Source organism: Clostridium sp. LXY-7 (genome assembly GCF_056172015.1).
The window spans coordinates 874,029-899,435 of the sequence record NZ_JBLLJL010000001.1; the positions used below are offsets into that span (position 1 = coordinate 874,029).

The 25,407-nt window shown below is 29.3% G+C and carries 22 protein-coding genes and 1 riboswitch; of the genes, 15 read left to right on the forward strand and 7 right to left on the reverse strand.

Going from position 1 to position 25,407, the window contains the following annotated elements; genetic code table 11:
- Positions 1-281: 281 nt before the first annotated feature.
- Positions 282-3,305, reverse strand: a complete 3,024-nt coding sequence (locus ACI48Q_RS04155; RefSeq protein ID WP_474917783.1) for a vitamin B12-dependent ribonucleotide reductase — start codon at positions 3,303-3,305, stop codon at positions 282-284.
- 433 nt (positions 3,306-3,738) lie between these two features.
- Here ACI48Q_RS04155 and ACI48Q_RS04160 point away from each other — a divergent pair, with 433 nt between their 5' ends.
- The 3 genes from ACI48Q_RS04160 to ACI48Q_RS04170 all read left to right on the forward strand — a co-directional run bounded on the left by ACI48Q_RS04160 (position 3,739) and on the right by ACI48Q_RS04170 (position 5,651).
- Entirely contained in the window at positions 3,739-4,239 is a 501-nt protein-coding gene (locus tag ACI48Q_RS04160; protein ID WP_474917784.1) for a gamma carbonic anhydrase family protein, read from the forward strand.
- 61 nt (positions 4,240-4,300) lie between these two features.
- Positions 4,301-4,798, forward strand: a complete 498-nt coding sequence (locus ACI48Q_RS04165) for a GAF domain-containing protein (RefSeq protein ID WP_474917785.1) — start codon at positions 4,301-4,303, stop codon at positions 4,796-4,798.
- Positions 4,799-4,814: 16 nt separating this feature from the next.
- Positions 4,815-5,651, forward strand: coding sequence for a CvfB family protein (locus ACI48Q_RS04170; RefSeq protein WP_474917786.1), 837 nt, complete (start codon positions 4,815-4,817; stop codon positions 5,649-5,651).
- 300 nt (positions 5,652-5,951) lie between these two features.
- On the opposite strand, the gene ACI48Q_RS04175 is transcribed toward ACI48Q_RS04170, so the two are convergent.
- Both ACI48Q_RS04175 and ACI48Q_RS04180 read right to left on the reverse strand, forming a co-directional pair.
- A complete protein-coding gene (locus ACI48Q_RS04175; protein ID WP_474917787.1) occupies positions 5,952-6,455 on the reverse strand; it encodes a CarD family transcriptional regulator in 504 nt (167 codons plus the stop codon).
- Positions 6,456-6,761: 306 nt separating this feature from the next.
- A complete protein-coding gene (locus ACI48Q_RS04180; protein WP_474917788.1) occupies positions 6,762-7,250 on the reverse strand; it encodes a CarD family transcriptional regulator in 489 nt (162 codons plus the stop codon).
- 451 nt (positions 7,251-7,701) lie between these two features.
- Here ACI48Q_RS04180 and ACI48Q_RS04185 point away from each other — a divergent pair, with 451 nt between their 5' ends.
- The 7 genes from ACI48Q_RS04185 to ACI48Q_RS04215 all read left to right on the forward strand — a co-directional run bounded on the left by ACI48Q_RS04185 (position 7,702) and on the right by ACI48Q_RS04215 (position 16,194).
- Positions 7,702-7,989 carry a DUF503 domain-containing protein gene (locus ACI48Q_RS04185; RefSeq protein ID WP_474917789.1) on the forward strand — a complete coding sequence of 96 codons (288 nt, stop codon included), beginning with the start codon at positions 7,702-7,704 and terminating at the stop codon, positions 7,987-7,989.
- Between the two features lie 179 nt (positions 7,990-8,168).
- Complete coding sequence (locus ACI48Q_RS04190; protein ID WP_474917790.1) at positions 8,169-9,260, forward strand: acyltransferase family protein; 1,092 nt, start codon at positions 8,169-8,171, stop codon at positions 9,258-9,260.
- 305 nt (positions 9,261-9,565) lie between these two features.
- Complete coding sequence (gene pepF / locus ACI48Q_RS04195; protein ID WP_474917791.1) at positions 9,566-11,368, forward strand: oligoendopeptidase F; 1,803 nt, start codon at positions 9,566-9,568, stop codon at positions 11,366-11,368.
- A gap of 163 nt (positions 11,369-11,531) precedes the next feature.
- A complete protein-coding gene (locus tag ACI48Q_RS04200; RefSeq protein ID WP_474917792.1) occupies positions 11,532-12,059 on the forward strand; it encodes a hypothetical protein in 528 nt (175 codons plus the stop codon).
- 53 nt (positions 12,060-12,112) lie between these two features.
- Positions 12,113-13,351 (forward strand): GNAT family N-acetyltransferase, encoded by a 1,239-nt coding sequence (locus ACI48Q_RS04205; RefSeq protein ID WP_474917793.1) that lies wholly within the window; start codon positions 12,113-12,115, stop codon positions 13,349-13,351.
- A gap of 134 nt (positions 13,352-13,485) precedes the next feature.
- Positions 13,486-14,421 carry an NAD-dependent epimerase/dehydratase family protein gene (locus tag ACI48Q_RS04210; RefSeq protein ID WP_474917794.1) on the forward strand — a complete coding sequence of 312 codons (936 nt, stop codon included), beginning with the start codon at positions 13,486-13,488 and terminating at the stop codon, positions 14,419-14,421.
- A 243-nt stretch (positions 14,422-14,664) separates the two neighbouring features.
- A complete protein-coding gene (locus tag ACI48Q_RS04215) occupies positions 14,665-16,194 on the forward strand; it encodes a class I SAM-dependent methyltransferase (protein WP_474917795.1) in 1,530 nt (509 codons plus the stop codon).
- Between the two features lie 70 nt (positions 16,195-16,264).
- Here ACI48Q_RS04215 and ACI48Q_RS04220 read toward each other — a convergent pair whose 3' ends face one another.
- Complete coding sequence (locus ACI48Q_RS04220) at positions 16,265-16,930, reverse strand: hypothetical protein (protein ID WP_474917796.1); 666 nt, start codon at positions 16,928-16,930, stop codon at positions 16,265-16,267.
- 221 nt (positions 16,931-17,151) lie between these two features.
- Between ACI48Q_RS04220 and ACI48Q_RS04225 the strand changes: the two genes are divergently transcribed.
- The gene (locus ACI48Q_RS04225) at positions 17,152-18,012 is read left to right on the forward strand and encodes an SDR family oxidoreductase (RefSeq protein WP_474917797.1); all 861 of its coding nucleotides are present in this window, start codon (positions 17,152-17,154) and stop codon (positions 18,010-18,012) included.
- An 82-nt stretch (positions 18,013-18,094) separates the two neighbouring features.
- Positions 18,095-18,352: a YkgJ family cysteine cluster protein gene (locus ACI48Q_RS04230; RefSeq protein WP_474917798.1), complete on the forward strand. Its 258-nt coding sequence runs from the start codon at positions 18,095-18,097 to the stop codon at positions 18,350-18,352.
- Between the two features lie 23 nt (positions 18,353-18,375).
- Here ACI48Q_RS04230 and speE read toward each other — a convergent pair whose 3' ends face one another.
- The 3 genes from speE to ACI48Q_RS04245 all read right to left on the reverse strand — a co-directional run bounded on the left by speE (position 18,376) and on the right by ACI48Q_RS04245 (position 20,729).
- A complete protein-coding gene (gene speE / locus ACI48Q_RS04235; RefSeq protein WP_474918332.1) occupies positions 18,376-19,230 on the reverse strand; it encodes a polyamine aminopropyltransferase in 855 nt (284 codons plus the stop codon).
- 14 nt (positions 19,231-19,244) lie between these two features.
- Entirely contained in the window at positions 19,245-19,664 is a 420-nt protein-coding gene (gene speD, locus ACI48Q_RS04240; protein ID WP_474917799.1) for an adenosylmethionine decarboxylase, read from the reverse strand.
- A gap of 195 nt (positions 19,665-19,859) precedes the next feature.
- Positions 19,860-20,729 carry a homoserine O-acetyltransferase/O-succinyltransferase family protein gene (locus ACI48Q_RS04245; RefSeq protein ID WP_474917800.1) on the reverse strand — a complete coding sequence of 290 codons (870 nt, stop codon included), beginning with the start codon at positions 20,727-20,729 and terminating at the stop codon, positions 19,860-19,862.
- Positions 20,730-20,880: 151 nt separating this feature from the next.
- Positions 20,881-20,979, reverse strand: a riboswitch (SAM riboswitch).
- A 467-nt stretch (positions 20,980-21,446) separates the two neighbouring features.
- Between ACI48Q_RS04245 and ACI48Q_RS04250 the strand changes: the two genes are divergently transcribed.
- From ACI48Q_RS04250 to ACI48Q_RS04260, 3 genes are read left to right on the forward strand one after another with little or no spacing between them, the layout of a single operon-like run.
- On the forward strand, positions 21,447-21,866 hold the full coding sequence (locus ACI48Q_RS04250) for a helix-turn-helix domain-containing protein (protein WP_474917801.1): 420 nt from the start codon (positions 21,447-21,449) through the stop codon (positions 21,864-21,866).
- 16 nt (positions 21,867-21,882) lie between these two features.
- The gene (locus ACI48Q_RS04255; protein ID WP_474917802.1) at positions 21,883-23,634 is read left to right on the forward strand and encodes an ABC transporter ATP-binding protein; all 1,752 of its coding nucleotides are present in this window, start codon (positions 21,883-21,885) and stop codon (positions 23,632-23,634) included.
- A gap of 1 nt (position 23,635) precedes the next feature.
- A complete protein-coding gene (locus ACI48Q_RS04260) occupies positions 23,636-25,405 on the forward strand; it encodes an ABC transporter ATP-binding protein (protein WP_474917803.1) in 1,770 nt (589 codons plus the stop codon).
- Positions 25,406-25,407: the final 2 nt, after the last annotated feature.

Consider the following 25,407-nt stretch of genomic DNA (forward strand, 5'->3'; position numbering starts at 1 on the left):
CAAGATGTTCACCTTCTTAGAGAACTAATGTTCTTATAAATTAGTATATTCCAAATTATATATCAATATGTAACAAAAATGACTATTTATATTAAATTTATAAATAGTCGTTTAAAGTTTTATTTAAAAGTAAAATTATATAAATATACATTTTAATAAAAATTTCAGTATACAACAAAGTTGTATTAGGATATGAGATTGTTGTTTGAGTATACAACATAGTTGTTTCGGTATACAACTATGTTGTCTTTATACTAAGGAGCAAAGCGATTGCTTATTTTTTAACTACATCCAGTGGTAGTCCCACAGTCCTGACAAACTTTACAAGTGCCATTTTTAACAAGTCTAGTACTAGAGCAACTAGAACAAGTTTCGGAGTAAATTCGCTCACCTTCTGTAGAAGTTTTTTTATTTTCATTTGACATATTAGTAGTTGATAATTCATTTTCAGCATTAGTTATGCCAAAAGGGAATTTATTGATTGGCGCTACATCAGGCTTAATTTGGCAACGTGAGAAATCACCTAATTCAATATCAATTATCTTGCTTATTAAGTCAGAAATAGAAGTAACATGCTTTATATATGGATGCTTTTGTACAAACCCATAAGGTTCATATTTTTGACCCCTAAGCATTTTAGCTATATCTTTAGCAGGCACGTGATATTGTAGCATAACAGAGATAGATTTAGAGAGAGAACCTAAAAGTCCTGTTATAATTGTACCTTCTCTATCTGTAGTAATATAGATTTCTGATATATCACCATTCTCGCGTCTATTTACTGTGGTATATACTTTAACATCATCTATTTGAGCAGGATGAGTAGTGCCATATCTTATGCCAACAGGTTTTTCTCTAGTAGATATAACATTGGTAGTTGAGTTAACCTTAGCTTGAAATTCTTTAGCCTTTTCAAGTAGTTCTACATAAGTTAAATCTTCTAAAGAGGTATTATTGTTTTCATCCATAGTAGTGTTTAATGGTTGACTAGCTTTACATCCGTCTCTGTAAAGAGATATACCTTTAACACCAAGTTTCCAAGAATCTAATACTACTTTTTTAAAGTCATCTATAGAAGCAGTTTTAGGAAGATTTACAGTTTTAGATATAGATCCTGAGATTAATGGAGTAATAGTTGCCATCATTAAAACATGTCCCATTGGAGATATATATCTTTCACCACTTCCACATTTATTTGCAGTATCGAATATTGGTAAGTGTTCCTCTTTAAGGTGAGGAGCACCCTCTATTTTCCCATCTATAATCTTCTCATATTCAAAGCCATTTTCATTAACTACTTCTTTTCTTAAAATATAGTTCACTATATCTATAACTTCTTCCTCATTATATCCTAGATTTTCAAGAGAAGCTTCTATTACGGGATTTACTATAGTCATAAATCCACCACCAGATAGCTTTTTATAAATAAAGTGAGAGAAATAAGGTTCAATAGAGGTAGCACCACAATCCATAGCAAAAGAAATAGTTCCTGTAGGAGCTACTACAGATACCTGTGCATTTCTAAATCCAAATTCTTCTCCATATTTTATAGCATTTCTCCATAAATTTTTAAGAGGAGCGGAAATATAACTTAAATCATTATTTTCAAGAATAGAATGATTTACTTCTAAAGGAGTATAGTGTAGCTCTTCATAAGGAGTATCTATAGCTTTAGAAACTCTAGCATGATTTCTAATTACTTTCATCATGTATTCACTATTTATATCATATTTTTCAAAAGTCCCAACAATTTCAGCCATATAAGCAGACGTTACATAGGAACCAGCTGTAAGAATTCCTATTAATGCTGAAGAAAGAGTTCTTGCTTCCTCAGAATCATAAGGTAGTCCCATAACCATAAGTAGTGAAGCTAGATTAGCCACTCCAAGTCCTGTGGTTCTAAACATATATGTCTTTCTGGCTATATCTTCTGTTGGAAATTGTCCCCAATGAACAGAAGCTTCAAGAGCTAGTTGAAGTATTGAAACTAAATGAATATACCCTTCAATATCAAACCTTTTATTCTCTAAATCATAGAATTTATACATATTTATAGAAGCAAGGTTGCAAGAGGTGTCATCCAGGAAGGCATATTCGCCACAGGGATTTGTACAATTAATTCTGTTATGTTTCGCACCATATTTGCCATCTTCTCCAGCAGGACATGTATGCCAAGCATTAAAGGTATCATCAAATTGTGGAGCAGGATCAGCACATTGCCATGCAGCAGTGTTAAAGTTATCCCATAAGTCCATTATTTTAACATCTCTATTAATTGCATCATCTACTCTTCCTTTTAAGGTAAGCACTTCATCTGGACTATTATTAAGATTGTCTACCTTGCTCATAAACTCATCACTGAATCTTATGGAGTTATTACCGTTTTGACCTGAAACAGTTTCATAAGCTTCACCCTCAAAAGTAGAATCGTATCCCATTTTTCCAAGAGCACGGACTTTATTTTCTTCTCCAGCTTTCCAATTTATAAATTCCATAATTTCAGGATGGTCCACATCAAGACAAAGCATTTTAGCAGCTCGTCTAGTAGTGCCACCAGATTTTATAGTGCCAGCATTTCTATCAAAGCCTTTTAGAAAGCTCATTACTCCAGAAGATACTCCTCCACCAGATAAGTGCTCATTCTTAGCTCTTAATGTTGAGTAGTTTGTTCCAGTACCAGAGCCACCCTTAAATAGTTTTGTTTCTGTTACATATTGCTCAGAAATTGAGTGAGAACCAAGAAGTCTATCAGCTATTGATAATATAAAACAGGCAGAGGCTTGAGTACGGCTATAATTATCCTTACTTTTAACTACTTTCTTTAAATTTTCATCATAATAGAAATTGTCTTGAGGTTCTCCAGCTATATCATAGGATAATTTTAAGCCAGTATTAAACCATTGAGGAGAGTTAGGCGCATACATTTGACTCAAAAAGCAGTACACCAACTCATCATAAAGAATGTTGAATTCTTCATTAGAAGCAATAATGCCTTCATCCTTTAAGGCTTCACACCAAAAATTCACTATTCTATGAGCAACAAGCTTTAAACTATTTTCATAACCTACTTCGTTAGGTACCATTGCTTTTTTAAAATATTTAGAGGCGATGATATCACAAGCATTCTGTGAATATTCTATAGGGAATTCTAAGTCTTTCATATCTACAAGTATAATATCTTTTTTATGATCCTTTAAAAACACATCCACCTTTTTCCATTTAAATAATTCATAAACAGTTAGTGTATCATTATTCTCTAAGGCCTTTGTGTAGTATCTTTTAATTACTTTATTAATATTTTTCATTATAAAAGCTAATCACATATTACATGATTAGCAGGTCACCTCCTAAATAACTTTTTAAAACCTAAAATAATTATGTACAATATATAGTATTACAACTCAACTTAAATACTATATGTGGTATTATATAATAAAAATTTATATTAATCAATAAAAATTATCCACAAAATTTTTTATGTATTTACATTTTATACCAAAATGAGAGCTATAATTTAAAAGTAATGTTACTAAGTCATAAGTTATATTCTATATAGAAATACAAAAAAATTCAAAGGTTTTTTTGTGGGAATATTTTTCAAAAAAGGACAAAAGAAAATTTTTGTAACCAAATATTTATTCATTATGTTATTATATAAATAAAAAGAATTAAAATTAGAAAAGGGATTAAAAGTTAATTAAAATATAATGAAATAAAATGTAAGGTAAGGTGACAGTAATGATTAAAACTATAAATGGTAAATCTCCTATTATCCATGAAGATTGCTTTGTGGCAGAGAATGCTACAGTAGTAGGAGAAGTTACTATAGGGATAAATACAAATATATGGTATGGAGTAGTTATTAGAAGTGACATGGACATAACCACTATTGGAGAAAATACTAACATACAAGAGAATAGTACAGTACATAATGACTTTGGAATTTCCACTACAATTGGAGATAATGTAACTATTGGTCACAACTGTGTAATACATGGATGTACCCTTGGAAATAATGTGTTGGTGGGTATGGGTTCCATAGTGCTAAATGGAGCAAAAATTGGCGAAAATACTATTATAGGTGCAGGAAGCCTTGTAACTCAAAATAAAAAAATTCCTTCAGGAGTATTATGCATGGGAAGTCCAGCTAAGGTTATTAGAGAGCTGACAGAGGAAGAGATACAATCTATAAAAGATTCAGCAAAGCATTATGTTGAGCTTGCAAAGATACATAAATAATTACCCAAAATTAATTGAGAATGGATTACGAATAATGGGAATTAAAAGAGGGGTTGATATTTTGATAAAATTAGATGCAGTTAAAAATATGACAAAAGAACAAAAATATAAATATATGATTATGGCACTAGAAGCACAATTAAGTTCAGAAAAGGATATCTACGCCAATATATCTAATGCCTCTGCTATCATTTATTTTATTATAGATAAATTAAATTGGAGTGGTTTTTACTTTATGAGAGAGGGAGAGTTGGTGTTAGGACCTTTCCAAGGAAAGCCAGCTTGTAATAGAATAAAAGTAGGAAATGGCGTGTGTGGTACCGCTGTTAGAGATAGAGAAGTTCAAAGAATAGATAATGTTCATGAATTTCCAGGTCATATTGCCTGTGATAGCGACTCTAATTCAGAAATTGTAATACCTATTATAAAGGATGAGGTAGTTTATGGTGTCCTCGATATAGATAGCTATGAATTCAATACTTTTACAGAGCTTGAGGAAGTATATTTAATAAAATTTGTGGAAAAGCTTAACCAATATATAGATTGGAATAAATTATAGGAAATGGAGAATTTAGATGATAGAAATAGGAAAAATGAACGCCTTAAAGGTAGTTAGAGATTGCGAATTTGGACTTTATCTTGATGGAAAAACTGAAAGGTCTGCTGATGATATACTTATACCTACTAAAAGCATAAGAGGAGAGGTTAAGATAGATGATACTGTAGATGTATTCATATATAGAGACTCAAAAGATAGAGTTATTGCTACAATGAAAGAAGTAAAGGCTCAAGTTGGAGAACTTGCTTATTTAGAAGTAGTAGATAAGTCAGCTATAGGTGCTTTTGTTAACATCGGATTAGAAAGGGATGTACTTGTACCTTTTAAAGAGATGGTTTATGATTTAGAAGTGGGTAAGAGTTACTTATTTTATTTATATTTGGATAAGACTGATAGAATAGCAGCCTCTACAAAGGTAGATAGATATCTTAATAACACAAACTCATATCTCATAGGTGAAGAGATAGAGGGGATAGTTTATGGTAAACATAAAAGTGGTAACATAATGATAGCTCTTGAAAATGCTTATAGAGGAATAATACTCACTAAAGAGTATTTTCATGATATACCAATGGGATCCGTATTAAATGTTAGAGTTAAAAGATATTTTGAAGATGGAAAGACTGAGGTAAGTCCTAGAAAGAAACGTATGGAGGAAAGGGATGAGCTTCAAGAGACAATTTACAATTACTTAAAAAGTCATAAAGGAGCTATGAGATTTAACGATAAAAGTTCTGCAGATGACATAAAAAAGCAGTTTAATGCAAGTAAAAATGCCTTTAAACGTGCTTTAGGAGGATTAATGAAACAAGGATTAATAGAGCAGAATGAGAATGGAACTAGGATTAAATAGTTAATTCTATATTAAATATTTAAAAGCATTAGGTTTTCTATAGAAGATAAATCTAAGGCTTTTTTATTGTATTGCTAAAAGATTAGTTTAGTGTTCTTAGAGCTCATAAAATATGTGTTGAAGTAAATAGTTTTATATAAGTTATGGGAATTTAGATATTCTGTAGAAATAAAAACAGGACATGATGGAGAGGTTCTCCAACACATCTTTAGTTAATATTATTTCTACTAGATATTTGATTACATCAAATAATAAATATGCTATTTATTGAATTTAAAAAAGTTAGTATATAAATAATAGCTAGATACTAGACATTGAAGAAATGGAGTCATTTAATAGATTTGTAGCTTCTATAGTGCTTATGTTTTTTATTAAGCTTATTTCATCAATTAAGAATTTTTTTGTATTATTTAACATTTGTTTTTCATTTGAATTTAAAGGCTTACGACTATTAACTTCTGTAAGGTTACAGATTACTTCAACGTAGTCTGTTAAGCTACCGGATTTTAATTTAAGGTTATTAGCATGCATTCTTTCTTTGCAATTACTATTGTTTAAATCTTCTAGTCTACTACTAAAATCATTAATACTATTTAGAAAATTATCTAAAATAGTTCCATCACTAATTAATCTTATATTAGAAGATTCTAAGCGGCTAATTGGAATCATTATTTCTAGGTTGTTATTTAACAGGTTTATCTTGTAGTAATTTTGTACTTTACCTCGAATTTCCTTTTCCTCCACTGAATCAATTATACCTACACCTTGGCTAGGATAAACAATTTTATCACCGATATTAAACAAATAAATCGCCTCCATATTTAATCATAATATAAGTATAACATAAAATGAATTAATTAGCAAAATTCCAATTTTAGCATAAAATAATAAACGTGTCAATTAGTAATTTGGAAGTTTAATATATTAAGGAAATAGTATTAAATTTAAACTTAAGGAATTTATTACTTGTTAAGGTAATCTATTAGAGAGTGTAGAAAATTTTATATTGTGCGGGTAAAGTTTTACTAATAATTAAGTAATGATCATGAATGATTAAAAAGAAAGCATTAACAAATTGCCAATATAATTTGTTTTGCTAGCTATGATGGGTTAGGAGAGAGAGTTATCTAGTAAACTAGTAGCCTCCACAGTAGTTATGTCTTTTGCTAAACTTATTTCTTCAATTAAAAACTTTTTTGTAGCCTTTAACATCTGTTTTTCACTTGAGGTTAAAGGTTTACGCTTATTAACCTCCGTAAGGGTATAGATTACTTCAGCATAATCTATTAAGGTACCTGATTTAAATTTAAGTGTGTTAGTAACCATTCTTTCCTTACAATTGCTATTAAGGGAATCCTCTAGTGTACTATTAAAAGCATCAATATTATTTAATAAATTATCTAAGGTTGTTACATCACTAATTAATCTTATTTGAGAATTTTCTAAACGGTTAGAGGGTATGGTTATTTTTAAATTATTATTTAATAGATTTATTTTATAATAATTTTGCATTTTTCCAGAAAACATCTTTTCTTCGATTACATTAATTATCCCTACACCTTGGCTAGGATAAACAATTTTATCACCAATATTGAACAAATAAATCGCCTCCATATTTTTGTATAATATAAGTATAACACAAAACAAATTTAATAGCAAAATTTCAATTTTATCATAAATTTATTTGTATGTCAATTAGTAATTTAGTGTAAAAATTAAAAAGGATTTGGGGAAATCTAAATGGCAATTTTAATATGAATTCTATATTCTTAGTTAACATATATAGGTTTAAAGAAAAGAAGATTTTCATAATAACTATATAAAACCATATAGGATGGTGGACAAAAGACATATCGAATTAAAGAGACAGAAGCAAGAGGCTCTATAATAGACATAATGAGAACGTAAGAGTTGATTGCAGCCTTTGAAGAGAATTCAGATTTCATCATAGAAAAAACTTAGATAATAGAATGATATAATAAAAGAGGTTAAGGGTTATAAATATACTAAAGTCAAAAAGTTTATTATATATTAAAAGAGGTGAATACATATGAGAATATTAATGATGAAGTTGGGGTTAAGGGCTAGCTGGGTTAATTCTTTAAAGGAAAAAAGAATGGTTATTAAAAGCCTAATGCAGAGAATTAAAAACAAATTTAATGTTTCTGTAAGTGAGGTAGATGACCAAGACATCCATAAAAGCATAGTTATAGGCATAGTCGCAGTTGGTACCAGCCAGGAGATTCTAGACTCGACCTATGAGGCCTTAGTTAATTTTATTGAAGATAACACTGATGGAGAAATAGTATCTATAGAAAAAGAAATAGAGGTATTTTAAATAGTTTTTTCATTAAATTAAGAAATGATTTCTTAAATTTAGTTGTAGATTTATACTTAAAGCATTATTGTACTATAGAAGGATGGTTTTAAGAGAATGTTTATATGATATAATGATTATGCATATTACAAAATATAAAATAGAAAAATTTAAAACATTAATATTTTAGGGGGAAACCAATGAGAAGAAGGGAAATTGATTGGATTAGGAACATTGCTATTTTAATGCTATTTATTTACCATACAGCAGTAATATTTGCAGATTTTGGAGATTTTTATATTAAGGCAGAAGATTCTAATTTGTTTTCGAACCTATTTATTTTATTTACGTTTTCGTGGTATATGCCACTTCTATTTTTTTTAGCAGGAGCTTCTACCTATTTTGCGTTGCAAAGGAGAAGTGGAGGGCAATATATAAAAGAGAGAATTAAGAGACTGCTTATCCCATTCATTTTTGGAATAGTAGTTATAGTTCCACCACAAACATATCTAGCAAGACTATGGAGAGGGGAAACCCATATTAATTATTTTCAGCATTTAGCACAATTTTTTACCAGTGTAAGTGATTTTATGGGGTTTGATGGAAAGTTTAGCCCAGCTCATCTTTGGTTTATAGTTTTTTTATTTATTATTTCAATAGCTGGCGTATATATAATCAAAGGACTTAAAACAACAGTAGGAGAATTTATACTTGAGAAAATTAAGCCTATACTCTTAGGAAAGCAAGGAATTTTTTGGTTGTTTTTTCTCATAGTGGCTATGGAGTTTATTCCTAGTGTAGGTGGAAAAGGAATGATAACAAATTTATTGCTATTTATTTTGGGGTATATAACTTATAGTGATAAGGACTACTTAACACAAATTTCAAAGTATAGGAGAACTTTCTTTATATCAAATATAATAATAATTATATTAGGGGCATGCTATTCACTGGCTATCCGGAATATACTTCAAGGAGAATTAGGATATATATTAGATACTATTATAAAAAATATTCTCTTGATAACAATGGGAATTACAATAATAGGGTATAGTATAAGATACTTAAATAAGGATCATAAATTATTATTCTATTTAAACAAAGCATCCTTTCCTGTATATATATTACATCAAACTATACTTCTTTTAATAGCTTTTTATATTATGCCATTGATGTTACCAGCTTGGATTTCCATGCCACTAATAATTGGATTATCTTTTGGAATGACCTTTTGTGCATATGAAGTATGTAAGAGAATAAAACCAATTAGTATATTGCTTGGAATGAAATAGATATTTCAAAATAGGACAGATTTAAGAAATTTAAATTTCTTAGAATTGAGAGTTCTTATATTTTAGAAAAAAATGACCCTGCATTTAAATGTGAGGTCATTTCTGTTAGAGTTACTAAATATTATAGATATTCTAAATGAAAATTTAGTATTTAGTTACAAAAGTTGTTTAACTTGGATTATAATAATAGTAATTTATATTAAACCAATTAAATTTAAAATGGTTTAATAATATAAATTGTATAGATGAATTTCACTATATATTAATAGTAGTGAAGGTAGGTAATATACTATGGAGGTGTAATAATGTCAGATGTACAAAAATTAAAAACTAGAGAAGAAGTAGAAGAAAAGTATAAATGGAAGGTAGAGAAGATGTATTCTTCTGATGAAATATGGGAAAGAGACTTTAAGAAATTAAAAGAAAGTGTAAGTGTTCTTTTAAAATTTAAAGGAAAGCTTAATAATGGACAGGAACTTTTAGAATACTTAGAAAACTATGAAAAAATATCTAGCCTATATGAAGATTTAATTGTATATGCTCATTTAAGAAGTGATGAAAATACAGCTAATTCAAAATATCAAGTTATGATGGAGAAGATATCTACATTTGGAGCAGAGTTTAGTGGAATTACATCTTATTTTGTGCCTGAATTATTATCTATGGATAGCAAAAAGGTTGAGGAATTAATAGCTAATGTTAGTGGTTTAAAGCATTATGAGATTTACATTAGAAATATTCTTGAGGAAAAACCTCATATTTTAAGTGAAGAGGAAGAGAAGATTTTAGCTACTGTAAGTGATTGTTTAAGTGCTCCTAGTAACATATATAAAATGCTAGCCAATGCAGATATGACATTTCCAATGATTGAAGATGAAAATGGCAATAAAGTAGAACTTACAGATTCAAACTACGGATTGTTTATAACGAACAAGGATAGAACTGTTAGAGAGAATGCTTTTAAAGCATTATTTGGAACCTATAAGAAGTTTGAAAATACGATTTCAACCTCTTATACTGCCTCTGTGAAAAACTTTATTTTTGATGCTAAAATTAGAAAATATAATTCATGCCTTGAAAGTTCACTGAAGCCAGACAAAATACCAGTGGAAGTGTATCATAATGTAGTTAGTACTATAAATAACAGAATAGATTCACTTCATAGATATGTAGAATTAAAAAAGAAACTATTGGGCTTAAATGAAATTCATATGTATGATTTATATGTGCCAATTATAGAAGCCCCAAAATTTAATATTCCATATGAAGAAGGATTGAAATTATGTGAAAAGGCTCTAAAACCAATGGGAGAGGAGTATATATCTATCTTCAATAAGGGAGTTGAAAGTGGATGGATAGATGTGTATGAAAACAAAGGAAAACGAGGAGGAGCATATTCTAGTGGTAGCTATACTTCTATGCCATATATTTTATTAAATTACAAGAATCTTGTAAATGATGTATCTACCCTAATTCATGAAATGGGTCACAGTATTCATTCCTATTATTCAAAAAAGCATCAACCATATATTTATGCAGATTATGTATTATTCTGTGCAGAAGTTGCATCCACTACTAATGAATGTTTACTGATGGATTATTTAATTAAAAATGAAACAGATAAAACAAAAAGATTATATTTGATAAATCAACAACTAGAAGGTATAAGAACTACAGTGTTTAGACAAACCATGTTTGCAGAGTTTGAATTAATTGTTCATGAAAAAATGGAGCAGGGGGAAGCACTATCCAGTGATGATTTATCTAGTATATATCATGATTTAAATGTAAAATATTTTGGAAGTTCTATGACAGTTGATAGTGAAATAGATATTGAATGGGCTAGAATTCCGCACTTCTATAGAGATTTTTATGTATATCAATATGTAACTGGTTTTGCTGCTGCAAACTCTTTCTATCAAAAGATTTTAAATGAGGGAGCAGAAGCTGTAGAGAAGTACAAAGGATTCTTAAAGGCTGGGGGTAGTGATTATCCAATAGAGATTCTAAAAAGGGCGGGAGTAGATATGACCACTCCTAAGCCACTAGAAGATACTATTAATAGATTCGATGAGCTTTTAACTATGCTAGAAGCAGAATTACAATAAAAAATATATATTAGAGAAAGTCTTCATATAATGTCTATGAGGACTTTCTCTAATATATTGATTTTTAAAATTTAAAAGAAAATTCTCAAACTAATTATAGTTAATGTAGGAGATATTAAGCTTTTCTTTGTAGTGACGATAATTATATCAGGTGATGATAATTATGTTAAATGTGGAAATTATTTCAAAGAATAAAAAGTATATTCCATATAAATATATAGGTACTACAAAGGAAAAAAAGGGTGAAGATGAATTGGATTTTAATAAATTACTTGATAATGAAGTTCATAGTATTAGAAGCCAATACAAAAAAGCACAAAATTTTGTAGCAATACTTAATTCATTGTCTCTTGAGGAAAATGAAGATATATACTTAAAAGAAGATGGTAGGTGGGATATTATAAGAATTATTCTTGATTGTGGTTTAAATCCTGAGAATTGTAATTATGAAGAATTAAATAAATGTATAATGGTTATGGTAGATAAAGGAATCATAGAAGATTCAATGGTTAATGATTTTATAAGCATGCCAATGTATCCAATTATTCAAGTAACAAATAATTTTAAAAACAATTTTAATTTTATAAGTTACTTAGAAGAACAAATAAATCTAATGAAATCTTTGGAATTTGATGAAAATGTTGATTTGTTTGAAAGAATAAAAGAAATTTTTATAGATGAGGATTTATAATATAGGATCTAAAAAAAAAGATCTATTAATTATATTATACTAGGAGGTTTCATATGTATTCCATAGTAAAATTGGAAAGTAGTCAAAGTCTTGATTTAGCTAGAATATGTCTTAATGCTTACCCAGGGGTTCCTCTAACCCCAGAAAAATATGCAGAGGGTATAAATATTCAAAATTCCTATGACTTTATAAACTTTTATTGCTTATTTAAGGATAAAGAACTCTTAGGTGGAATGAGGTTGCATGATTTCCAAATGAATTTACTTCAGAAGAAAGTTTTTGCTGGGGGGATTGGGGCTGTCGCTGTAGATTTGCTTCATAAAAAGGAAAAAGTAGCATTGGAGATTATAAAATTTTTTATTTATCATTACAGAGCAAGAGGAGCTTCCATGGGCTTATTGTATCCATTTCGACCAGATTTTTACAAAAAAATGGGTTTTGGATTTGGTACAAGTATTAATCAATTTAAAATCAAGCCTTCTGATCTTCCGAAAGGAAATTCTAAAAAAAATATTGTATTTTTAAATTGTAGTGATAGTGAAGAAATGTGTAGATTCTACAATAGTATGGGGGATAAAACTAATGGACTTATTAAAAAAGTTCCGAAAGAGTTTGAATCTATACTTAATAGAGAATCAAATAAGGTTATAGCATATAAAGCAGGAGAAAGGATTTTAGGATATTTAATTTTTTACTTTCAAAAAGGAGAAACTGGATCTTTTGTGATAAATGATATTTTTGTATCTTCATTATTGTTTGAAAATTATGAAGTTTTCTTGCAGCTTATGACATTTTTATATACACAAAATGATCAAATAAGATATGTAATAATAAATACCCAGGATGAAAATTTTAGATTTGCATTAAATGACCCAAGAAATAACTCGGATAGAATCTTAACATCTGTATATCACGAGTGCAGTACTCAAGGAACCGGTATAATGTATAGAGTTATAGATGTTACTAAACTTTTTATAGACTTAAAGGAGCATAACTTTAATAATATAAATTGTAAATTGAAGTTAAATATAATAGACACCTTTATACCTGAAAATCATGGCAGCTACGTAGTTCACTTTAATAATGGTGTAGCCTCCATGGTGAAAAATTACAATTATGAAGTTCAGCTAACTTTAGATATTGCTGATTTTTCATCATTAATTACTTGTGCAGTTGACTTAAAATCTCTTTATAAATATGGAAGAGCACAATTATATAACAAAGAGTATTTAAATACTTTAAATGAACTTTTTTCAAGTGATAGCAAGCCTTTATGTATGACTGATTTCTAAAACTATAAGTTAGGAATCTTCAAAAAAATAACTAGTTAAGCTACTGTCTATTTGACTAGTTATTTTCTTCAAATGCTTTAAATAAAATTATTGTGGTATAGATTAGTATAACATCATAGACTAAGGAGGGTATTATGGGGAAAATTTTAGTTATGGGAGGAAGTACTTTCGTAAGTAGTTCCTTAGCTCAATATTTAATTCAAAGAGGATATACTGTAGATTTGCTGACAAGGGGAATAAAGGAGATTACATATAGCGGATATAATCAGCATATAGTATGTGATAGAAAAAATAGAGAAGATTTGAAAAAGCATCTAAAAAATGAACAATATGAATTTATCTTCGATATAACAGCTTATTCTAAGGAAGATGTGGAAATACTTTTAGATTCTGTAGCCATTGACAGCTTACATAAGTATATATTTTGCTCCAGTGGTGCTGTATACAAACCATCTGAGGTTGCTGTAACCGAAAGCTATGAAAGAGGGGAGAATATTCACTGGGGCCAATATGGGATAGATAAAAAATCAGCAGAGGATTATATAATATGTAGCGGAATAAATTATACTATTTTTAGACCTACTTACATATATGGAGAGGAGAACAATCTATATAGAGAGGGATATTTTTTTGAGAGAATTAAAGATAAAAAAGTTGTACCAATGCCATATGGTAAGAATATAAGAACCCAGTTTATTTATATAGAAGATCTAATAAAAACCTTTGAAAGTGCTATGCATAGTAAAAATAATTCAGGGATATATAATATTACGAATCCTGATATAATCTCATGGAAAGATTTTATAGAAACTTGTGGATTAGTGATTAAAGAAAAACCTATGATAAAAGAAGTGGATAGTAATAAATATGAGGTGAGAACATATTTCCCATTTAGAGATGTGACTTATATACTAGATATAGAAGCTCTAAAAAGAGATGGATTATATATACCTAACACTTCTTTAAGAGAGGGTTTAGAGAAAACTTATAAATGGTATATAAAAAATAATATAAAATTAGTAGATAATAGAATGGCAAAAATTGAGGAAATAGTTAAAGAGAAATTTTAGACATTCTGAATTTAGAGGGAGAGATTCTGTTTATTGAGAAGAGGCTAGTAATATTGCAAGAGATATGAAATGTTCAGTGGCACTAGTGGCATTAAATAGAATTATAGAGAATCTGATAAAGAAATATCTGTATAAAGGGTATTTCTTTTTTATGACTAGAATAAAAAATGAACTATATTAATGGTGGTGAATAGCATAATAATATAAGTAATAACTATAATAAATATGACTAGGAGAAGGAAAATGGATTTGATTTATATGTTGCCATTTTTTATTAATGATAGTAAAGAGCATTTTAACTATGAAATGAACATGGCTAAGGAGTGCTTTGAGAGTCTAAAGGATTGTGGATCTATAAAATTAATAATATACAATCAAGGGATATTAACTAATAAGGAAATTGAAAATTTATTAAATAACTATTCTAATATTAGCTGTGACATAATAGGAAGTGGAGTAAATGAGGGAATTCCTAAGGCTAGGTATAGAATGCTACAATATATATTTGATAAATATAGGGAAGCTAAGTATATTGCAGAGATACATTTAGACATGATTTTTACTCCTAATTGGGATAAGCCTCTAATAGAATATTTAGAGAATAGTGATGAACCTATAATATCCCCAAGAATCTTAATTCAAGAGGCGTGCGGAAAATATAGATTCATTGATAATGAAATAGGAGTAGATTTTCCAAGCAGTTTATTAGAGCGAGTAAATATGCTTAATAGCTGTTGTGAAGATATAGTTATAGAAGGATTTGCCCATCCTATAATTCACAAGGTAGAAATATTAAAAAACATAAATCCATATGATGTAGGGTTTTTAACAGGAAAACAGGGTTATGAAGATGATAGCATAATTCTTGGATATAATTATTATATTGGAACAAGGCATAAATGGAGCCCTAAAATTAGTTTTAAAACTTGTGTATATCATAAGGGGGTAGGGCAAAGGGATAAAGTTGATAATATAAATATAGATTTTAACCAGAATGTTAATGGATTAAATGCTCAATATGGAGCTTACGGGTTTAAAGAGCTATATAGAATTACGGGGAAATTATCTTTTTTAGATTTATATAATCAATGTGTAAGGGATAAAAAAGCTTACAAATATGACCTGTTTTACGATGACGATTATACTTCAAGATATATAATTACTACAGATATTAACACTAACAATTGCACATTAAAATTTCCTATGGATTGGTGGAGTAGGCTATTTGAATATCCTTGGGCCATGAAATTTGTGAAAAAAGAAGATAGATGTTTAGATGCTGCTTGCGGTGCTCCTCATCCTTTCAAATTTTATCTAGCCAGTGTATGCGAAAAGGCTTGGGCCTGTGATATTGATGAAGACATCACAGATAATAATAAGATACTGTCAAGGGTAGCACACTATTTTAGTAGAGAAGATGTAGTTCTAGCAAAAAAATATATAGATAGAATTGATTTTAAAAAAGCTGATTTAACAAAATTACCTTATGATAATGAAATGTTTACTAAAGTATTTTGCATTTCAGTTATAGAGCATTTACCACTAGAAGCTATAGAGAGCACATTAAAGGAATTTTATAGAGTATTACAAAAGGATGGATTGCTAATATTAACTGTAGATATTCCTACAGCAAATCTACAGCAATTATTAGGATTTATAACAGAAGTAGGCTTTAAATTTGCAGGAGAGGTAATTTTAGATAAACCTAATAATGCAATTTACTCTACATTACTTGGTGGATTAAATTGTTTTAGATTGTTATTAAAGAAATGATTTATTTATTAAAAGGCTCTATCTAAGTCAACATGCTTTTAGATAGATCCTTTTTTAGAAAATTTTATTATTAAAATTCTTGTAATTCCAAGTTAGCTCTTCTATTATCTAAAGGATTAAGATTAATGTGATGGACATTTTCATTATCACTAGGAGTCATAAGAAGCTCATCTAAATAAATTCTTCCATTAGGCGTATTAGCGACAACGAAGATATCATCATATTTCTTATATACTACCCAGTTGTATTCAGCAGTGATAACACTATGTAAGTCTTCTTTAGAAATTAAAGCCTTGGCTTGAGCTTTCCCATATTTATCTTTTAGGATTATACCAATAGTGTTTTCATCTATTTCTTCATGATCATTTATAGTGTTTCTTTCAACTATTTCTAAATTACATTTCCTATTATCTAAGGTATCTCCATTTATATGTCTAATTGGAGCTTTAGGATTAATATTTAAGATTACACTTTGAAGAGTTTGCTTTAGTGGTTTAGATTTTTTATTGGTTTTTGTTGAACTTATATTTTGAGCTATGTAGTTGTTAAAATCTTTATGCCATTCAACAAACCAAGTTCCCATAGCTTTAATTCTCTCTAAATCATCAGCATCTATTTTAGCAATAACCTCTGAGCCATTCTTTTTTTGCATTGTAATTAAAACAACATTGTCTTTAATTTGGTATATGTTTTCTATATTTTTATAATTAGTATTTATGTAAAACACCTCTTTCATGTTCTTTAATATCCAAAAGAAAATAATAAATTAAAATACACTAAATAATAATTAGTGATTTTCTTTCAGATGCTTTAATAATAATAACAAGTATAACAGAGTAAGTGATAAAATGATACTAGGATAAATAATACTGTAATTTGAAAAATAAATACACTTTGTCCAGTAGGAATTTTATTGGAACTTAGGTGTATAAATAAAATAAATAGTTGAGGTGTTTTATGGAGAAGATGTTAGTAACGGGTAGTGAGGGATTTTTTGCTTCAAGGCTTATTGAGTACTATAAGGATAATTATGAATTTATATTGTTAAATAGAAAGAATTTTGATATTACAAATGAAAAGGAGGTAATAGAACTTTTTAAAAGAGAAAATATAGATTTTGTTTTACATACTGCTGCAATTGCTGATACTCAAAAATGCGAGAAATTTCCTAACTTAGCACAACAGATAAATGTAGATGCTACAATTAATATGGCAAAAGGATGTGCTTTGAAGAATAGTACTTTAATATTTACAAGTAGTGAACAAATATTTAATGGAAATATAGAAGAGGGACCTTATAGTGAAAATATTATGCCCATGCCTAATACTGTCTATGGACATAATAAACTAAAAGGAGAGGAGGAGATTATTAAATTCCTTGATAAATATTATAATTTAAGGTTAACATGGATGTTTTCCTTTCCAGAAAGAAATAAAAAAATAAATCATAATATAATTTATAATACGTTAAATGCCTTAATAAATAATAGCGCCATGAAGATGCCAGATGGTGAGTTTAGAGGGATGACCTATGTGTATGAGGTTGTTAAAAACTTTAATAAAATTTTAGAGATTCCTTATGGTACCTATAACACAGGCAGTGAGAATGAATTATCTACTTATGATACTGCACTAAAGATACTTAAGCACATGAACTTAGAGCATAGAGCAGGTGAAATCATAATTAGAGATAGTGAAAAGTTCAAAGAAAAAAAGAGAGATTTAAGAATTTCCAATAAAAAGTTAAGAGATTATGGAATTAAGTTTTCAAATACAGAAGAAGGTATTAAAAGATGTATAGAGGAATTTAGTAATTAGAGATTATTGAATTTAAATATAGTATTTGCTATATTTAAATTCAAGTTATTTTAGATAAATATATTTATGAGGAGGAAACACTATGAAGTGTAGACCAAAATGTGGAGCTTGTTGTATAGCACCTTCTATAACTTCGACTATACCAGGGATGATTAAGGGAAAACCAGCAGGAGTAAGATGTGTGCAACTAGATGAAAATAATATGTGCAAAATATTTGGAGATAAGAGAAGGCCTAGGGTATGTGGTAGCTTAAAACCTTGTAAGGACATGTGTGGTAATAGTAGAGAAGAAGCTATAGAATACCTAGCTAAATTAGAAAAAGAAACAAGTCCAAATTAATTGAACCGTTTCTATATTTTAAATTAATTTATATCATGGACTAGAAGTTCTTTAACATAGTTTGGTAGTGCGAAAGCTCCTAGATGTAAGTCAGTATTATAATATTTTGTATCAATATTTAGAGAATTCCAACAATCGGCATTGAAATCTTTTATTGGATGAAAAAATTTCGATGCAAAACAGAACATCCAATGTCCAGATGGATAGGTTGGCATGTGATATTGATAAGCTTCACATATATTGAATAATTCTTTAAGTTTTGTAAAAGATCTCCTCATTTCTTTTGAATTATTAGGATAATAAGGACTTTCACATTGATTTATTAATATTCCTTTTTCAGTTAAGGAAGTAAAGCAATCATTGTAGAATTCTTTTGTAAATAGACCTTCGCCAGGTCCAATGGGGTCTGTAGAATCTACTATAATTAAGTCATATTTATTTTCTTTGCATTTAATGAATTCTATTCCATCTTCAAAATATAAATTAACACGAGCATCTCTCAATTTATTGGCAGTGATAGGTAAAAATTCTTCACAGACTTTAACTACTTGTTCATCTATTTCAATCATATCTATATTATCTATAGTTGTATATCGAGTTAACTCTCTTACAGTACCGCCATCACCAGCACCGATTACTAGTACATTTTTAATATCAGGATTTATTGCCATAGCTACATGAGATATCATTTCATGATAAATAAATTCATCTTTTTCAGTAACCATTGTCCAGTTATCTATAACAAGAACTTTACCAAACTCATAAGTATCTAAGATATCTATTTTTTGAAAGTTACTTTGAGAAGAGTAAAGGTGATTTTTAACTTTCATTGAAAAATTTACGTTGTCAGTTTGATTTTCTGTATACCATAATTCCATATTAGCCATATCACTTAAGCCTCCATCTTATAGTTCATTTTCATATGGTCATAAGCACCATGACTAAAGGTTTTCACCTTATCAATTAAGCCTCTTGCAACCTCTGTGGATTCACTTCGTTCAGCCTTCAGAACTTTTTCAAGATAAGCAAATCCTAACCATGGGTTAACAGTATCACCACAGGTAAATAAGTCTACTGAAGCATAGCCATACTCTGGCCAAGTGTGTATAGTAAGATGAGATTCCTGGATTATTACAGCACCGCTGACTCCCCAGGGATTAAATTTATGAAAGCAACTTGTGACTATTGTTGCATTAGCCTCAATTGCAGCTTGTTTCATATATTCTTCGATAATAGCATGATCCTTTAAGAGTTCTATATCGCAGTTATAATACTCTACTAAAATATGTCTACCTAATTGTTCAATTTTCATAATAAATCCCTCCGTAAATTAATTTTAATTCTATCCAACAGACAAATATTTAACTAATAAAAATGCTTCACTCATGTGACCTCCTTAAAAAATATAGAAAAGTTTAGTATTTATAAACTCAAAGTTAAATTATACTAACTTTAATTATTTTAACAGGAAAATTATTTGTTGTCAATAATAGTAAATAAAATTATATTATAGTAAATTTATCCAATTTGAAAACAATAGATTTCGAGATTCTTTCCAAAGCTCTTTTATACCTAAATTAGGATTATGATTCTCAAAATAATTATCAGGAATATTTATAGGTAACCCCTTACTTAAATCCCTAAAATACTCATTTTTTAATATCTCTTTATCATATTCGATATGACCTAGAAATAAGACATTTTTATAATCCTTTGAGGTGATAGAAAAAGGACCTACTTCACTAGAGTCTGATAATATACTAAGCTCTGATATCTTTAATATATCCTTCCTATCTATATAGGTATGACGTGAGTGTGGAGCATAAAATTCATCTTTTATACCTTGAACTAAGGGATTAGGATTTACTATTCTATGAGAAAATACTCCAAAGGCTTTTTTCTCTAAAGGATATTTATTTATATTGTAAAAATGATACAGAGCAGCTTGTGCCCCCCAACATATATAAAGAGTTGACTTTATATTTTTATGGGCAAAATTCATTATTTCTTCTAATTCATTCCAGTAATTAACATCAGTAAAATCCATTTTTTCCACTGGTGCTCCTGTTACTATTAGGCCATTATATTTTGAAAACTCCATTGACGAAAAAGTAGTGTAAAAGTCATTTAAATGGCTCTCAGATACATGGGTAGGCTTGTGGGTTTTTGTATATATAAAATCTACCCATATATTTTTTTCATTATGGCCTATAGATTTTAATAATTGTAATTCTGTTTCGATCTTATTAGGCATTAGATTTAATATAGCAACTGATAGTTCTTGCTCTTTTCTCCAGTTTTCTTTAAAGATAACATCTATGCCATTGGTTATTAATTCGTCAATATAAGGTAACTCTTTACTTAAAATTAATGCCATTACTTTATCCTCCTAATAAGGCATATTAAAAAATAGCTAGTTAGTATCCTAGTCTATTTTGTGTCATATGTCTAAAATTTTATTTCAAAGCAAAACCCCCTTTTATCTGTAAAGATAAAAGAGGGTAACTAAACATTATTATTATTAGCTCTTCTTATCTCTCAGGATAAACCTGCTGGATTTGGCACATTGCATATAAGCTGTTGCCAAGACTTCATAGGGCCAGTCCCTCCGCCTTTCTTGATAAGAACATTATTCAATTTTAAAAACATTTTAGAATATAGGAGAGGTTTTGTCAATGGTTTTAGAGAGGTTTTATGGTAAAAGCTTTTATAACTATATTAAGGTATCTTCAAATATTTGTAATTTGTGAAGAATTATAAAAATATAATTAGAGTAGAGCAATAATTAAAATAATGTAATTTTTAACATATGAATAAATATATAAGAATTATAGGTTAGTACATTGAATTTTTTCAAGATACAATCAAAATAGTACTAAATACAGTCAAAATCATATTAAGTACAGTTAGTTGTTGAATATAAATTTATGAGATATATAATATAATTATCAAGTGATTCTTAGCTTTAGATGTAGTTTGCTTATATATGAATACTTTCGCCAGTTGAAGCTTAGGAATTCTACTATCTCCCACTTAAATAGGATGGGAGTGTTACGGATGATAGCCATCGGATAAAAAAATAGGGGTGAATATTTTGGAAAAAGAGATTTTAAATTTACAAGAAGTGTGTGAATTATTAGAAGTAGGAGAAAAAACTATGTTAAAACTGCTTCGAGAAGAGAGTATACCTGCTAGAAAAATAGGAAGAGAATGGAGAATGAGTAAAAAAGCCATTATAGACTGGATAGCTGCAGGAGTGTCCTTAAATTATAATATTTCTGAGTCAAATGTTAGTTATTCTGAATATAAAAGGGATAATTTTAAGGTTTTAATTGAGGAATTAAAAGATAAACTAGACAAATTAAGTTCAACAAATACTGTAAATTCTATAATAAAAGATATGGATAAGAATATAGAAATACCCAAAGAAGTAACCTTAGATGTTTCGTATAAACAGAAAAAAGGAATGGAGAAGATTGGACTTAAATTTTATTGGCCGATAAGAGAAGAATAATAAATGGGGGATTACTATGAGGAATAAAAACAATACAATATTTGCGCCACCTAAAAATGGAGAAAAATTAATATCATATATTATAAAATATCAAAGGCAGTTTTGGATAACAGCTATTACAGGAATAGTTTTTAATACAGCAATTGTATTTGGTCCTATCTTTCAAGGAAAGTTACTGGATGCAGCTATTTCTTCTAAAGGCATAGATGATATAATTGGCGCTGGGTTGCAATTTATAGGAATTACTTTAGGGTTTCAAATAGCTAGATTCTTCAAGAGATATTATGTAAGAAATATGGCAAACGGCATTAGTGGAGATATGCGTATAGGTATAATGGGAAGTATATTACAGGACGATTTAAATAATGTAGAGAAACAAAAAATAGGAGATATGATGTCGAAGACTATTGGGGATGTCGACATTGTAGTGGAAGCTGTAAGAAAAACCATCACTGAATTATGGGATACTTGGGTACTCATGATTGCTTACTTTGTTACACTGATGATCTATGATATAAGAATAACTTTAATAGCATCTATACCAATTCCTTTAGTTATTATATTGGCTCAGAGAATGAAAAAAGTTGTGAGTTTGAAAGCTAAGGCTTCAAGAAAAGCTAATGGTAGAACCACTAACCAAATTAGAAAAATGATTTCTGAAATTAATATTTTACGATTATTTGGAAGAGAAGAAGGAGAGTTGGAAAGGTTAGAAGAAAAGTTAAAAATTCAAGCTAATAAAACAGCGGTGGCTACAGTGCTGAAAAATGGGTTAGCACCGATTTATGCATCTTTAGCAACAGTAGGAATTCTCATAGTTATAGCATTAGGTGGAGAGAAAGTTATAAATGAAAGTTGGAGCATAGGAACATTTACTGCGTATATTACTATGTTTTTATCACTAGCAACTAGAACTACTACAGCTGCTAAGGTTTTTAATATTCAACAAGGAGCTAAGGCTTCTTGGGATAGAGTTAAAACTTTATTAACCAACAATACATTACAGGACTATCCAAAGAAAAATAGTCTTGATCCTCACAGAATAAAAATTAAAAATCTATGTTTTAAATACCCAACAGGAGATAGGTATGCTGTAGAAAATCTTTCAATGGATTTATCTGGTGGAATGATAGTAGGAATTACTGGTGCTGTGGGTTCAGGTAAAACTTCTTTAGCACTTGCATTAACTGGCCTTTATGATTATGAAGGAGATATATTTTTAGATGATGTTGAGTTAAGAAATATATCCTATGAAGATAAATTAGCTACTATAACCTATATGGGTCATGATTCTTTTCTATTTTCTCAAAGTTTAGAGGAGAATATTACTTGGGGAAATACTAATGAGGAGAAGCTTGATGACATATTAAAAATAGTAGCATTAAAACAGGATATCAATATTTTTGAAAAGGGTATAAAAACAGAAGTTGGAGAAAAAGGTATTAAGGTTTCAGGGGGACAAAGACAAAGAATAGCTTTAGCTAGAGCCCTATATAAAGATGCTAATATCGTAATATTGGATGATCCATTTTCAGCTATAGATATAGGTACTGAAAAGAAAATTATTCAGAAATTACGAAAGAATATTCAAAATAGAACTATATTTATTTTTTCCCATAGGCTTAATATGTTTAAGTACACTGATGGGGTTATAGTATTAGATAAGGGGAAAATAGTAGAAAGAGGTACCCATGAAGAGCTTGTTAATTCTCAAGGAATCTATAATAAAATTATAGATTCACAAAGTTTTATAGGGGGTGGTGAGTAATATGAAAAGAAATAAAACAGTAACTACGGCAATTAAAAGTACTTGTAAAAATAGGCCATTAGCTATAATAGGCTTAATTTTAGCTATTATCATGGGAATTGCTATGCAATTACTTCCACCTCAAATTTTAAAAAATATTATAGATAATAATATTTCAAAAGGGATAAGTGAAGGTGTTTGGAAATTGTCTTGGCTTTATCTAATGGCTGTAATCATAAGTGGTATGGCTGATTTTCTACGAGAATTTATGATGGCAATTATAGGACAAAATATACTTTCTAATATAAGACTTAATATGGGGAAAAAATTAAGTAGGCTTCCTATATCATATTTTTCTAATAATAGTGTGGGAGGAATAATGAGCTATTTTACATCTGATGTGGATGCTGTGGGAACTCTATTTACTACCGGAATAATAGGAATGTTGGCAGATGGATTAAAGGCATTAGGAATATTAATATCTCTATATATATTAAGTCCATATTTAATGATGTATGTGATAATTCTAGTTCCTATAATATATCTGTTGGCTAAATTCTTTAAAAACTCTACCTTTAAAGCACAAATGGAAGTTCGTAAGGCTGTAAGTAAAATTAATGGTTTCATACAACAATTATTTAATGGAATTAGAACAGTGAAAGTTTTCGGTATGGAAAGACAGTTCATAGATGATTTTCAAGAACCATTAAATGAAAATATAGAAGCAGTTAATAAAACAAGTATCTTTGATTCAGTATTTCCTTGCTTAATGCAGGTGCTTAGAGCAACTGTTATTACTATAGCTGTGATTATATCAGCTCCAACAGGATTAGGTACACTAGGATTGACTATGGGAGCAATTGCAGCAGCGGTTGACTTAATATCTAGAATGCTTGCTCCTATTGAATCTATAGCTATGGAATTTCAAACAATACAAGAAGCGGTTTCAGGACTAAAAAGAATAAATGAATTTGATGAATTAGAGGAAGAAGTAAGAGATGTGGCACCTGAAGATAAGAACTCAAGAAATTTATTTATAGATAAAAACTTTGATGATATAGCTATATCCGTAAATAACATTTCATTTTTCTATTCAGATGAAAAGCAAGTGGTTAATGGTATTTCTATTAATATAAAGGCTGGAACTAAGGTTGCCTTAGTTGGAAGAACTGGAGCAGGGAAAAGTACTATTCTTAATCTTATAGCAGGATTATACAAGCCTAAAACAGGGGATATAAAAATAGGAGAATTTGACCCGTTTTTAATGCCAGCAAATCTACGTCGAAGAATTATAGGTATAGTGCCACAATCTATTCATATATATGATGGAACTATTAAGGAGGCAATTACCTTATATGATGATACAATTACAGATGAACAGGTTATAGCTGCGGCCAAAACTGTTGGATTGCATAAGGACATCATAAAATTACCCAATGGATATGAAACTGTCATTGGGGAGGGGGAGATTCAGCTATCTAACGGGCAATATCAGTTATTAACTCTTGCTTGTGCATTAGTGTGTAATCCACCTATACTACTTTTAGATGAGGTTACATCAGGACTAGATGCACTAACAGAGCAAAAGGTATTTAAAACCTTAAAAGAAATTTCCAAGTATAGGACTATTCTTACTATAAGTCATAGAATATCTGGAATTATCGATGCTGATGAAGTTGTACTTTTAGAAAATGGAAAGATTGTAGAAACAGGAACACCAGATGAATTAGCAGGAAAGAATGGATGGTATTCCAAATATAATCAAATTGAACAGTTAGGATGGAAAATATAATA